This window comes from Dyella tabacisoli, assembly GCF_003350925.1.
Lineage (GTDB): Bacteria > Pseudomonadota > Gammaproteobacteria > Xanthomonadales > Rhodanobacteraceae > Dyella_C > Dyella_C tabacisoli.
The window spans coordinates 210901-223689 of the sequence record NZ_KZ857180.1 but is presented as its reverse complement, the minus strand read 5'-3'; the positions used below and the strand labels follow the sequence as shown (position 1 = coordinate 223689).

General features: G+C 58.4%; 11 protein-coding genes. 6 read left to right on the top strand and 5 right to left on the bottom strand.

The genetic code is table 11. The features are described 5' to 3' along the window. From DVJ77_RS17150 to DVJ77_RS17130, 5 genes are all read left to right on the top strand, one after another. Positions 1-1657: thioesterase domain-containing protein (locus DVJ77_RS17150; protein ID WP_114846726.1), on the top strand; the 1657-nt coding region annotated here is incomplete at its 5' end. A 49-nt stretch (positions 1658-1706) separates the two neighbouring features. Continuing rightward, on the top strand, positions 1707-3167 hold the full coding sequence (locus DVJ77_RS17145; protein ID WP_114846725.1) for a cytochrome P450: 1461 nt from the start codon (positions 1707-1709) through the stop codon (positions 3165-3167). 132 nt (positions 3168-3299) lie between these two features. Continuing rightward, positions 3300-4694 carry an MATE family efflux transporter gene (locus DVJ77_RS17140; protein WP_225428054.1) on the top strand — a complete coding sequence of 465 codons (1395 nt, stop codon included), beginning with the start codon at positions 3300-3302 and terminating at the stop codon, positions 4692-4694. Between the two features lie 30 nt (positions 4695-4724). Then, entirely contained in the window at positions 4725-5549 is an 825-nt protein-coding gene (locus DVJ77_RS17135; RefSeq protein ID WP_114846723.1) for a thioesterase II family protein, read from the top strand. An 18-nt stretch (positions 5550-5567) separates the two neighbouring features. Then, positions 5568-6323, top strand: coding sequence for a 4'-phosphopantetheinyl transferase family protein (locus DVJ77_RS17130; RefSeq protein WP_114846722.1), 756 nt, complete (start codon positions 5568-5570; stop codon positions 6321-6323). Positions 6324-6422: 99 nt separating this feature from the next. Here the strand turns inward: DVJ77_RS17130 and DVJ77_RS17125 are convergent, their stop codons facing one another. The 5 genes from DVJ77_RS17125 to rfbB are packed head-to-tail and all read right to left on the bottom strand — an operon-like array spanning position 6423 to position 11283. Next, positions 6423-7835 (bottom strand): mannose-1-phosphate guanylyltransferase/mannose-6-phosphate isomerase, encoded by a 1413-nt coding sequence (locus DVJ77_RS17125; protein WP_114846721.1) that lies wholly within the window; start codon positions 7833-7835, stop codon positions 6423-6425. Positions 7836-7842: 7 nt separating this feature from the next. Beyond that, positions 7843-8778 carry a dTDP-4-dehydrorhamnose reductase gene (gene rfbD / locus DVJ77_RS17120; RefSeq protein ID WP_114846720.1) on the bottom strand — a complete coding sequence of 312 codons (936 nt, stop codon included), beginning with the start codon at positions 8776-8778 and terminating at the stop codon, positions 7843-7845. After that, positions 8775-9332, bottom strand: coding sequence for a dTDP-4-dehydrorhamnose 3,5-epimerase (gene rfbC / locus DVJ77_RS17115; RefSeq protein WP_114846719.1), 558 nt, complete (start codon positions 9330-9332; stop codon positions 8775-8777). The genes rfbD and rfbC overlap by 4 nt, the downstream gene beginning before the upstream one ends. Further along, positions 9329-10216 (bottom strand): glucose-1-phosphate thymidylyltransferase RfbA, encoded by an 888-nt coding sequence (gene rfbA / locus DVJ77_RS17110; RefSeq protein WP_114846718.1) that lies wholly within the window; start codon positions 10214-10216, stop codon positions 9329-9331. Before rfbA ends, rfbC begins: the two co-directional genes overlap by 4 nt. After that, positions 10213-11283, bottom strand: coding sequence for a dTDP-glucose 4,6-dehydratase (gene rfbB / locus DVJ77_RS17105; RefSeq protein ID WP_191983717.1), 1071 nt, complete (start codon positions 11281-11283; stop codon positions 10213-10215). The genes rfbA and rfbB overlap by 4 nt, the downstream gene beginning before the upstream one ends. 246 nt (positions 11284-11529) lie before the next feature. Here rfbB and DVJ77_RS17100 point away from each other — a divergent pair, with 246 nt between their 5' ends. Further along, complete coding sequence (locus DVJ77_RS17100; RefSeq protein ID WP_114846717.1) at positions 11530-12699, top strand: cystathionine gamma-synthase; 1170 nt, start codon at positions 11530-11532, stop codon at positions 12697-12699. Positions 12700-12789: the final 90 nt, after the last annotated feature.

Sequence of the window (12789 nt, the reverse complement as noted above, 5' to 3'; positions counted from 1 at the left end):
GATCCATATTCTGGATGCGTCGCTCAACCCGGTGCCCGTCGGAGTGGTCGGGCACCTGTATATCGCCGGCATCGGCCTGGCGCGCGGCTATATCAACCGGCCCGAGCTGACGGCGCGGACCTTTATCCCCAATCCGTTCAGTGCGACGCCGGGTGCGCGGATGTATCTGTCGGGCGATCTGGCGCGGTATCTGCCGGACGGCACGATCGAATACCTGGGCCGCAGCGACCACCAGGTGAAGATTCGCGGCCTGCGTATCGAGCTGGGTGAAATCGAAGCGACGCTGGCGGCACTCGAAGCGGTGCGTGACGCGGTGGTACTGGCGCGGGAGGACAGCGCCGGCAGCCAGCGGCTGGTGGCTTATCTGGTGGCGCATGACGGACAAGTATTGCCCGAAGCCGGGACCATGCGCAGCACGTTGCTGCAGGCGCTGCCGGACTACATGGTGCCCGAGTATTTCGTCGGGTTGGATGCCATGCCCTTGACCACCAACGGCAAGGTCGACCGCAAGGCGCTGCCGGCGCCGGACATGGTGCAGAGCGAAGCGGAGTATGTGGCGCCGCGGACGCCGACCGAACAGGTCATCGCGGAAATCTGGGCCGATTTGCTGCACATCGAAAAAGTCGGCGTACAAGACGAATTCTTTGCGCTGGGCGGCCACTCCTTGTTGGCAGTACAAATGGTCTCGCAGTTACGCAAGCGCGGCGCCATGGATATTGAACTGCGCGACTTGTTTTCCCACCCAACGTTGGGGGCATTGGCTGCCTTCGTCGATTCAAACAAGACGGCGCCCCGGCATCCGAATCTTGTGCCCATTCAAACCGACGGCGATTTGACGCCGCTGTTTCTGATTCACCCTATCGGTGGAGAAGTTCAGTATGCGTTTGACCTGGCCCGACACCTGGATGCCGATCAGCCGGTTTATGCATTGGCGGCCAGTGGCTTCGCGGTTGGCCAGGCGCCGCATACCAGCATCGCCGAGATGGCGGGCGCCTATCTGGATGCGATGCGGCAGGTTCAAGCATCCGGCCCGTACCTGATCGCAGGCTGGTCGCTGGGCGGCATGATCGCGTATGAAATCGCCTATCAATTGCTTGCGGCAGGCGAGGCAGTCGACTTCGTCGGGATGATCGATACCGGTAGCAGCCACTTCTTACAGGCGCAATGGCACGCGGACCATGCCGTCGAATTCGACGAATGCAGGGCGCTGTTGCATTGGATCGTCGATCAGAACCCGGATGTAGCCGATGCTCGGCAGCATCCTGCCTATGGCGAGTTGATGACGCTGGCGGACAGCAAAGACAGTGACGCCATGATTGCCGTGTGCCAACGCGAAGCGCTGCTGCCGGCACAACTCGATACGGCGTTAGTGAAACGAATATTGGCGCTCTATCAGGCCGGCGCCAAAGCGGCCGAAGCATACCGGGCACCTCCCGCAGCGATAGCGGTGACTTTTTTCGCCGCGGACCGTAATGCGGACGAAGACCTGTCGCTGGGTTGGGCTGCTTTGCTAGGGGAGCGCCTTGAAGTGACGAGTATTGGCGGCAGTCATTTTTCGATCGTGAAGCCGCCGCATATTAAAAAATTGGCACGTGAAATTTCAGGCAGGATCAAGCCCGACGCCCCCAGTGTCGAGCTGTTGTTTGCCAGTAAATAGCTGCAATGAAACTGTTCGGGAATGACACACTTAAACTCGGGAAACCATCATGGATTCAAATACGTTAGTCCCTGAATTGGATGTGGAAAGCACGGGCGAACTCAAATATTCGCGCACGATCGCGGATCTGCCCGGCCCTAAAGGCCAGCCGCTTATCGGCAACCTGTTGCAGATGGGGGGGCGTCAATTGCATCTGACGCTTGCGAAATGGATTCGCGAGTTCGGGCCGATTTTTCGCGTCACGGCTTTAGGCAATCCGCTCGTCATCGTTTCGGACCGCACCGCCGTCAATCATTTGCTGCGAGAACGCCCCGATGGTTTCAGGCGAGTGCGAAACCTCAAGACAGTCATGGGCGAGCTGAAGATCGGCGGTGTCTTTACTGCCGAGAGCGAAGATTGGCGCAAGCAGCGCAAGCTCGTCATGGGCGGGCTGAATGTCGAGGTGGTGCGAAACTTTTATCCCACGATGGTCTTCATGACGGAGCGTATGCTCCAGCGCTGGAAGACCGCGGTGGCCGATGGCAAGCCGGTCAATTTGCGCCGTGATCTGAAAGCCTTGGCGCTCGACATTATCGTCGGTATCGCGATGGGGCATGACATCGATGCGGTCAACGATGACAACAACCAGTTGCAGCGCAATATCGACAACCTGTTCCAACGCCTGGGCAGTCGCGCGACGGCACTGATCGATTACTGGCGCTATTTCAAGCTGCCGGTGGATCGTGCGGCCGATAAGTCGGCGACCGAGGTCGAGCAGGCGGTCGAGGAGTTCATCAGGAACACCCGCGAGCGCATGAAGCAACAGGCGCATCTGCAGCAAAAGCCGGCCAATATGCTGGAGGCGATGATTGTTGCGAGCGAAGACCCGGAATCTGACTTCACCGATCAAGAGCTCATCAGCAACGCCATCCTGAGCGTGATCGGCGGCGAAGATACGACGAGCAACTCCATCGCGTGGATGATTAATTTGCTGGCGGAAAATCCCGCCGCCGCCGCTGCGCTGACGGCCGAAGTGGACGCCGTGCTTGGCGATGCTCCGCTTGCGCACGATTGGGAGATGATGAAGCAGTTTCCCTACATTGAAGCCGCCCATAACGAGACCCAGCGACTACGATCCGTCGCACCCTTTATCGGACTCGCCAGCAATGCCGACTGTGTCGTCTCCGAGACTTTTATACCGAAGGATACGGGTATCTTCGTGGCGACCACGGGCGAGGGTCTGGACGAAGCGCAGTTTCCGCAGAATGAGCTATTTCAGCCGGAACGCTGGATCTTCGAACAAAAGCCGCAGCGGGACGACGACCCCACGCGCAAGATTTTTCCGTTCGGCGGCGGCGCACGGCTGTGTCCTGGCCGTTTCCTGGCCCTGACTGAAATCAAAGTGGTGGTGTCGATGATTATGCGTAATTTTGAGTTGGAGCTTGATACCAAGGCGCCGCCGGTCGAGCAAATAATGAACTTCTTCGTGGGCCCTAGTGCCGTACCCGTGCGGCTCAAGCTTCGTGCTTAGCCATGGACAACCTATGGACGGGTCGCACAACGACATGACCATCATCGCCTGTTTGTCCGATGGTGGTCTCAAGATGCTCGTGCCGCAACGATCGAGAGCTGGCAGTGAAGTCGCATTTCAAGGGGCATCGAATTGAATCTGAATAATGTTGGTTTTGATTTTCGAATAGCGAAGAGAATCTTGAGCGTCTCCATTCCATTGATGGGGTCGATGGTCGGTAATTTGCTCATGATGCTCGTCGATCGAATCTGCCTGGCGAGATATTCGAGCGACACGTTGGCCGCTTCCGGCCCGGCCATCTATACCTCGATGGCGATCGTCGGTTTCTTTACCGCGCTGGTCGGGTTTTCAAGGTCGTGCGTGGCGCAAGCGTTCGGGCGATCCGGGCACGGGGAGGCGGCCTATCAGGCTGCTGTCGGGATCTTTGTCGGCATTGTGCTCTCTGTCATCTTGATGCTGATGGCTCCGCTGATCGAGTTGATTCCCTTCATGAGTAATCGCCCCCCGGTCATTACCCATCTGGAATCCCAGTTCTTGTATTGGTCGGCTTATTTCGGCGGCGTCATGACATTGAACATGTCGCTTTCGTCTTACTTCAATGGCATCGGCAATACGCGCATCACCCTGGTTGCCGGGTTGATCGGCCAGGTGGTCGAAATTTTCATGACCATCGGGCTGGTATTCGGCAAGTTCGGTTTGCCCGAACTCGGCATGCGAGGCTCATGCATCAGCACGTTGATCGGCACGCTATCGATCCTGGCCTTTTATTTATTTTATATGCCGGGCGAAGTATGGGTAAGGTTGCGTGGGTTGGTATTCAAACACAGCGGCTTTAATCTGCATGACATGCTGTCGCGCGTTAAAAAGGGCTTCGCCCTGGGCATTTCCGCCGGTATCGACAATCTCGGCAATGCGGCATTTATATGGATTATTGCAGGACTCGGATCGATTGCGCTTGCCGCCAACAACGTCAACTTGACGGTGAACTACATCGGTATCGTCCCCCTTGTCGGTCTGGGCATTGGCTGCAGCGTGTTGTGCGGCAACGCTATCGGTGAGGACGACTATCCGCAGATACCCCGGATTATCTTTGTCACCTTGGCGATCGAGCTGATGTACGTCGTCGTCATCTCGTTTTTTCAAATTGCCACGCCTGAGCTACTGCTGAACCCGTTCGGCCTGCTGGACAAGCCAGTGGAAATTCAGCGGGCGTCCATTGCGACCTCCCGCGTACTGTGGACCTATTCGCTGGCATTTACATTTGCCATGACAGGATCGTCGGTGCTTGAGAGTTTTGGATTGACGAGATTTCTATTCGTCACCCGATTGGTCTTGATGTGGGTACTTAGCATTCCGACGATATACATGATGACATCGGGGCATGTTGGAGACGCCAGTTTCCTTCCAACTTGCTGGGTCATCGGTTCGATATTCGAAGGGATCATCGGCGTATTGTATTTTTGGCGAATCTGGTCTGCGGTAAGGAATCGCCAGAATGGCATCGTGCTGAGGCAGGTCGAGGGTTGAGGAGCTTCGGGTGAAGACCAGGTTCGAGGTATGCGCGTGCATTCGATAGAAAAGATGACGGCAGAAGTAAATATGCGAACGGATGCGAAGCAGCCTGGCCGCTGGTTCAGGTGTTTTGGTGCAAGCCCCAACGCCCGTCGCCGCTTAATCTGCTTTCATCATGCGGGTGGGGGCGCATCCCTGTTTCGGGAGTGGCATAGGCATTGCTCTCCAGATACGGAGGTCTGGGCGGTTGCGATTCCGGGACGGGAAACGCGCATCACCGAGAAACCGGTAGATCAATTGAGTGCGCTGGCGGGCCTGCTGGTGCAGGCTTTGCCGCAGGAGCTGCCCTTTGCGTTCTTTGGCCATAGTCTGGGTGCCGTGGTCAGTTTTGAACTGGCCCGGCAGTTGCACGAACGTCGGCTAGCCGTTCCACAGCACCTTTTTGTATCGGCATGTACCGCGCCACAACTGTGCCGCCGGGACAGATCGCGTGCTCATTTGAGCGACGCCGAGCTGCTGCGGCTACTGCAAGGTTTTGGCGGCACCCCGAAGGAAATTCTTGGGCATCCCGGCTATCTTGAGATGGTGCTGTCGGTACTTCGCGCGGATTTCAATCTCATCGACGAATACATCGTGCCTGAGGGTTGTGACGTTCGTTTTCCGATGACGGCATATGCCGGGTCCAGCGATGCCAATATTCGCCTGGACAAGATTCTGGCCTGGGATCGATGGGCAACACGCGACTTTGTCTGTCACCAGTTTGACGGCGATCATTTCTACCTTAATGAACACCGCGAAGCCCTCATCAAGGATGTACTCAGCAGGTGGGGCAAGAGCGTGGTCTCAAACGCCGCCGATGTTTATGCGTGAATCCACGATGTCCACGCCATGAGTGAACCCGACATTGCGCAGGTGAATTGCCCGGCCTTCAAGCTTTTCACCATCAATGCCACGCTCAGCGCGCTTTGGCAGGATGCCCGTCGGGCTTGCGACAAGGCGCTGGCGCAAGGGCTCGCCTTTGTGGTGATCCTGCGCGAGGCCGGTGCATTGGCCGAAGAGCACCTGCTGACTGATGAAGACCTTCAGCGTGCCCGTCGCTTCCGACGACTCGCGGATCGCTACAACTTTGTCCTGGGCCGCACGATGGTCCACCACCTCGTTCGTCCGCAGGGCGCTGCGGTGCCGTATGCCTTCTCCCTAGGCCGCCATGGCAAACCGTTCCTGCCCGATGGGCCGAGCTTCAATGTATCCCACTCGGATAATTGGGTCGCCTGCGCAATCGGCCGGGGCGAGTTGATCGGTGTCGACGTCGAAACCTTCGAGCACCTGCAGGATTATCGCGAATTGTTGGGCACGATCACCCACGTTGCCGAGCGCCAATGCATCGATCAGGCGCCGCCGGACAGGCAGCTTGCGCTATTCCAGCGCTGCTGGACGCGGAAGGAGGCCGTGCTGAAAGCAACCGGCATGGGGCTGAGCGACGATCTGTGCTCCATCGACGTTCGCTTGACCGAAGATGAGCCTGTGCTTGGCTACCCGGCTTCATTGCGCTTGGTCGACCTGTTGCTGGACGATGAGCGGCCGACCATCTCGCTGGCATTGGATACTTCAGTACCTGGCGTCGTCGTCATGTCTGTGCTATGACGCCGGTGCTGTGCAGCCACCGAGGGGCGGCTTTACCCTTTTATGGACGTCCAAAAAAACACGCACCGAAGTGCGTGTTTTTATGGGCGATACGGCGGTTCAGGAGCGGCCGTAGACGTCCTCGAAGCGGACAATATCGTCCTCGCCGAGGTAGCTGCCGGACTGCACCTCGATGATCTCCAGCGGCACCTTGCCCGGGTTGCGCAACCGATGCACGCTGCCCAGCGGGATATACGTGCTCTGATTTTCGCCAAGCAAAAACACTTTGTCGTCGCAGGTGACTTCGGCGGTGCCGGAAACCACGATCCAGTGCTCCGCGCGATGATGATGCTTCTGCAAACTCAGCGCGGCACCCGGCTTCACCACGATGCGCTTGACCTGGAAGCGATCGGCCGATTCGAGCGAGTCGTAGCTGCCCCAGGGGCGGCGTACCACGCGGTGCAATGAATGTTCGCTGCGGCCGGCGGCCTTCAGTTCATCGACCACGCGTTTGACGTCCTGGGCGGCATCACGATGTGCCACCAAGGTGGCATCAGGCGTGGTCACCACGATCAGATCGTCCACACCGACAGTCGCCAGCAGGTGGCGATCGTGTGAACGGAGCAGAGAGTTTTTTGTATTGACGGCAATCGTGTCGCCTTCACGCAGATTGCCTTGTGCATCACGAACGCCTGCTAACCACAAGGCAGCCCAAGAGCCGATATCGCTCCAATCGCAACTTACCGGAATCACCGCGGCGCGCTGGGTTTTTTCCATGACTGCGTAGTCAATGGAATTATCGGGCACTTTAGCGAAGGCATCCTGATCCAGACGAACGAAATCCAGGTCGGTCGTTGCCGAAGCGTGCGCTACGCGGACGGCCTCTAGCATGGCCGGTGCGTACTCGGCCAACTCTTCGAGGTAACGGGAAGCCTTGAACAGGAACATGCCGGAGTTCCAGTCATAGCTACCGTCGGCAAGGTATGACTTGGCCGTAGCCAGAACGGGTTTCTCGACAAATTGCTCGACTCGATACGCGCCTTCCCCGATGGCCTCGGCACGACGGATGTAGCCAAAGCCCGTCTCGGGGCGATCCGGGCGGATGCCGAAGGTGACCAGCCAGCCTTGCTGTGCCGCGGGCAGGGCGCGTTGCACCGCATCCGTAAAGCTTTCCGTATCACCGATCAAGTGATCGGCAGGAAGAACCAGTAGCAGTGCTTGCGGATCGCGCGCGATCGCCTGCAATGCGCCCAGCGCGATGGCCGGCGCGGTATTGCGCGCCACTGGCTCAAGCACGATGGCCGCGCCTTCGATGCCCGATTCAAGCAGTTGCTCGGCAGCGAGAAAGCGGTGATCTTCGCTGGCCACGACGATGGGTGCGCCCACACCGGGCAGCAGGCGCGTGCGTGCCACGGTTTGTTGGAACAAAGTCCCTTGGCCAGTCAGAGACAGAAACTGCTTGGGCAGATTCTTGCGCGATACCGGCCAGAGCCGTGTGCCGCTGCCGCCGCTGAGAATGAGGGGAATCAACATGGCTGGTTCAGGCTGCCTTGGTGGATAGTTCGTTGATGACTTCGCTCAGGCCTGCGCGCCAGTCGGGCAAGGTGAGGCCGAAGTGCTGCTTGAAGCCAGTGTTGTCCAATACCGAATAAGCGGGGCGCTTTGCGGGGGTTGGAAAATCAGCCGTGCCGATCGCCAGAACCCGAGGCTTTCGCTCAAGCAGACCACGGGTTAAAGCTTCATCGAAGATCGCCGTAGCGAAGCCATGCCAGGTCGTCGCGCCACTGGCGACCAGATGATGTGTGCCCACCATGTTGCGTTGCTGCTCTGCTGGTGCATGCAGCCAGCGATCGAGTGCGGCCAGGCTGGCGCGTACGATCAAGTTCGTGCTGGTGGGGGCGCCATGCTGGTCGGCGACTACACGCAGTTCATCACGCTCTGCGCCTAGGCGAAGCATGGTACGAAGAAAATTCTGCCCGTGAGAGGCATAAACCCAGGCGGTGCGAAAGTTGAGGTAGTTAACGCCGCTGGCTTTCAGCGCCAGCTCACCGGCGAGCTTGCTGCGGCCATAAGCGCCAAGCGGAGCCGTGGCCGCTTCGACGGCATAAGGCTGGGGGTTTTGTCCGTCGAAAACATAGTCGGTCGAATAATGCAGCACCAAGGCATCACGCTTGGCTGCCCATTCGGCGATGGCGCCAATCGCGGTGCCATTGACGAGCGTCGCCAGTGCCTCTTCCTGTTCGGCACGATCGACAGCCGTATAGGCGGCCGCATTGACGATGATGTCCGGCTCGATCCGATCGAGCAGCGCGACCAGATTATCTAGCGCAGTCAAGTCGCCGACCTCGCCATGGCCGCCATCGATGAGGCTGCCATCACGGCTGGCAGGTATCAGCGTGCCGTATTTCGCCAGGCCGCCGTCCTTCAAAAAGGTTCGGCCAAGCTGGCCATTGGCGCCTAACAGCAAGATCTTCAACGCTTAAGCTCCGGCAGGCGATGTGCGCTTACGTCTTTTAGCAGGGGGGCCTTTTCGTCTTTGTCCGAAAGCAGCGGATTGTTCAGCGGCCAGTCGATACCGATATCGGCGTCGTTCCATCGCACTCCGGCATCAGCCTCGCGGTCGTACAGCGCTGTGCATTGGTACGAGAAGGTGGCGAAATCGGAGAGCACGCAGAAGCCGTGAGCAAAGCCTTCGGGAATCCAGAAGTGTCGCTTGTTATCGGCAGTCAGCATCACGCCAGCCCACTGCCCGAAGGTTGGCGAGCCACGGCGGATGTCCACCGCCACGTCGTATACCTCGCCTTCCAGGACGCTGACCAACTTGCCCTGCGGATTTGGCCATTGATAGTGCAGGCCGCGTAGCACCCCCTTGGCTGAGCGCGATACGTTGGACTGGACGAAATCGGCGGTGATGCCGGCTTCGCGGTACTTGGCCTTGTTATAGCTCTCGTAGAAATAGCCACGCGCATCGCCGAATACCTGCGGCTCTATCACTACGGCGCCGGGCAGCGAGGTTTCAATGACTTTCATCGCACGTAACCCTGTTCGGTCAGATTGCGCAGGTATTGGCCATAGCCGGTCTTGGCCAACGGAGCCGCGAGACGTAATAGCTGTTCGGCATCAATCCAGCCACTTAAATAGGCAATCTCTTCGGGGCAGCAAATCTTCAGACCCTGGCGATGCTCAATGGTTTGAATGAAGTTGCCGGCTTCCATCAGCGACTCGTGCGTGCCGGTGTCAAGCCACGCATAGCCGCGCCCGAGTTGCTCCAGATGCAAAGAGTTGTCCTGCAGATAGCAGCGGTTAAGGTCGGTGATTTCCAGCTCGCCGCGAGCGGATGGTGTGAGCGACGCGGCATAGTCGCAAGCGCGCCCGTCGTAGAAGTACAGCCCGGTAACGGCATAGTTGGATTTGGGTTTGGCAGGCTTTTCTTCGAGCCCGATCACTTTGCCGTGAGTGTCGAATTCGGCCACGCCATAACGCTCAGGATCCCGCACCCAATAACCAAACACGGTCGCACCCTGTTCGCGTGCTACGGCACGTTTCATGCGCTCTGTCAGGCCAACGCCGTAGAAAATGTTGTCACCTAGCACAAGGCAACTGGGGTCGGTGCCGACAAAGTCGCGGCCGATTACAAAAGCTTGTGCCAGGCCGTCGGGTGACGGCTGCACGGCGTAGGTAATCTCGATGCCCCATTGCGAGCCGTCGCCAAGCAGGCGTTGAAATAGCGCCTGCTCATGCGGCGTATTGATCATCAATACCTGACGGATACCGGCCAGCATCAAGGTAGCCAGCGGGTAGTACACCATGGGCTTGTCGTACACGGGCAGCAGTTGCTTGCTGATCGCATGAGTGATCGGATAAAGGCGGGTGCCGGAGCCACCGGCGAGGATGATGCCCTTGTGTGCGCTCATGAGCCCAGGCGCTCCATACGGTAGCTGCCATCGAGTACGCGACCGGACCAGGCCTGATTGGCCAGATACCAGTCGATGGTTTGTTCCATGCCGGTTTCGAACGTTTGCGAGGGGCGCCAGCCGAGTTCGTTCTGCAGCTTGTCGGAGTCGATCGCGTAACGGCGGTCGTGGCCGGGGCGATCTTTGACGAAGGTGATCAACGACTCGCGCTTGCGGCCATTCGCCAAGGGGCGGCGGGCATCGAGCAGCGCGCAGATGGTTTTGACCACCACGATATTTTCACGCTCGGCATTGCCGCCGACGTTGTAGGTTTCCCCCACGCGGCCGGCTTCGAGTACGCGGCGGATCGCAGCGCAATGGTCACTCACATGGAGCCAGTCGCGGATGTTGAGGCCGTCGCCGTACACCGGTAGCGGCTCGCCGGATAGTGCTTTCTGGATAATCAGCGGAATCAGCTTTTCCGGGAATTGATACGGGCCGTAATTGTTCGAGCAATTGGTAGTGAGTACAGGCAAGCCGTAGGTGTGGTGGAACGCGCGCACCAGATGGTCGGAAGCGGCCTTGGAGGCGGAGTAGGGCGAGTTTGGTGCATACGGCGTTGATTCGGTGAATTTGCCTTCAGTACCGAGCGAGCCATAGACCTCGTCAGTCGAAACATGCAGGAATCGGAATGCCTTGGCGCGTTCCGGCTCCAGAGCGCGCCAAAAATCGCGGGCGCATTCGAGCAAGCCGAGTGTGCCCACGACATTGGTCTCAATGAATGCCGCCGGGCCGTCGATCGATCGATCGACATGTGATTCGGCGGCAAAATTGACGACGGCGTCGGGGCGATGTTCCTGCAGCAGCCTGGCAATCAATGCACGGTCGCCGATATCCCCCTGGACAAAGACATGGTTTTTGTTGTCTTGCAGCGAAGCAAGCGTGTCCAGATTGCCGGCATAGGTCAGCTTGTCCAGATTGATCACGCTCAGGCCGTCAGCTACCGCCTGTAGCACAAAGTTTGCGCCGATAAAGCCTGCGCCACCTGTCACTAGGAGTGTCTTCAACCCGGATTGGGTATTGATCATCAGAGTCTGTCCGTCATTTTGATGGGGGAACAAGGCAAAAAAACTATAAAAACCCAATAATAATGCCCGCTTTTGGTCTGCCGACCAAGTTGAGCAGGGCACCATGGGGAGCATGTTTCTTCCAAGGCTTAGGGTTTCATGAATCCGCCAAGTCAGTCATGCCGGCAAGGTGCTGGATTTAAAGCTAAGATAGCGTCCCTTAACAACAGACAAGGCAGCCCTCTTCGCAGGGTCTGAGCGGACTTGATGAAGACCAGTGCGAAGCAAGAGAAGCTGGGTCTCGGGACTTTGGCTATTCACGGGGGACAACACCCCGATCCGGCCACCGGCGCTGTGATGCCCCCGATTTACGCTACATCCACCTATGTTCAGAGCAGTCCGGGTGTGCATCAGGGGTTCGAATACTCCCGCAGCCACAACCCGACTCGTTTCGCCTATGAACGTTGTGTAGCCAGCCTTGAGGGCGGCACGGCTGGTTTCGCATTCGCCTCTGGCATGGCCGCGACCTCCACGATCCTGGAGTTGCTCGACAGCGGTAGCCATGTGATCGCCATGGACGACGTCTACGGTGGTACCTATCGCTTGTTCGAGCGTGTGCGTCGGCGTACTGCGAATCTGGATTTCAGTTGGGTCGACCTCAGCGATATCGCCGCTTTCGAGGCTGCAATCCGCCCTGAAACCAAGCTGGTGTGGATCGAAACCCCGACCAACCCGCTGCTGAAGCTGGTCGATATCGAGCAAATATCGGCCATTGCGCGCAAGCGGGGGCTGACCGTTGTCGTCGACAACACCTTCAGCTCGCCGATTCTGCAACGTCCGCTCGAACTGGGCGCACACATGGTCATGCACTCGGCGACCAAATACCTCAATGGCCATTCCGATATCGTCGGCGGTATCGCCGTCGTTGGCGACGACACCGCGTTGGCCGAGCAGATGACTTTCCTGCAGAACGCCATCGGCAGTGTGCAGGGGCCATTCGATAGCTTTCTTGCGTTGCGCGGACTCAAGACCCTGCATCTGCGCATGAAAGCGCACTGTGATAACGCGCAAGTACTGGCCGAGTGGCTGCAGTCGCATCCGTCGATCGAGAAGGTGGCCTACCCAGGTCTGAAATCGCATCCGCAGCACGAGTTGGCAAAGCGGCAGATGGATGGTTTTGGCGGCATGGTCACTATTTTCGTCAAGGGTGGCCTCGACGGTGCTCGCCGCATGATGGAGCGCTGCGAACTGTTTTCGATTGCCGAATCACTGGGTGGCGTCGAAAGCCTGATCAACCATCCGGCGACGATGACGCATGCGTCGATTCCGCCGGCACGCCGCGCCGCGCTGGGCATCACGGACAATCTGGTGCGCCTCAGCGTCGGTATCGAGAACGTAGAGGATTTGCGGACCGCACTAGAGGGTGCGTTGGCTTGAGGCGGCGTGGATCGAACCTGATCGGCCCGGTCGAGGCATCGGTGCCTTACTACGTTGGAGACTACGAGCAGCTATCGATAGAGGTGCAAC

Excerpts from the sequence above, each read along its gene's own strand:
- DVJ77_RS17145 (WP_114846725.1), top strand. The coding sequence starts at position 1,707 with ATGGATTCAAATACGTTAGTCCCTGAATTGGATGTGGAAAGCACGGGC.
- DVJ77_RS17135 (WP_114846723.1), top strand. The coding sequence starts at position 4,725 with ATGCGCGTGCATTCGATAGAAAAGATGACGGCAGAAGTAAATATGCGA.
- DVJ77_RS17130 (WP_114846722.1), top strand. The coding sequence starts at position 5,568 with ATGAGTGAACCCGACATTGCGCAGGTGAATTGCCCGGCCTTCAAGCTT.
- DVJ77_RS17125 (WP_114846721.1), bottom strand. The coding sequence starts at position 7,835 with ATGTTGATTCCCCTCATTCTCAGCGGCGGCAGCGGCACACGGCTCTGG.
- rfbC (WP_114846719.1), bottom strand. The coding sequence starts at position 9,332 with ATGAAAGTCATTGAAACCTCGCTGCCCGGCGCCGTAGTGATAGAGCCG.
- rfbA (WP_114846718.1), bottom strand. The coding sequence starts at position 10,216 with ATGAGCGCACACAAGGGCATCATCCTCGCCGGTGGCTCCGGCACCCGC.
- rfbB (WP_191983717.1), bottom strand. The coding sequence starts at position 11,283 with ATGATCAATACCCAATCCGGGTTGAAGACACTCCTAGTGACAGGTGGC.
- DVJ77_RS17100 (WP_114846717.1), top strand. The coding sequence starts at position 11,530 with ATGAAGACCAGTGCGAAGCAAGAGAAGCTGGGTCTCGGGACTTTGGCT.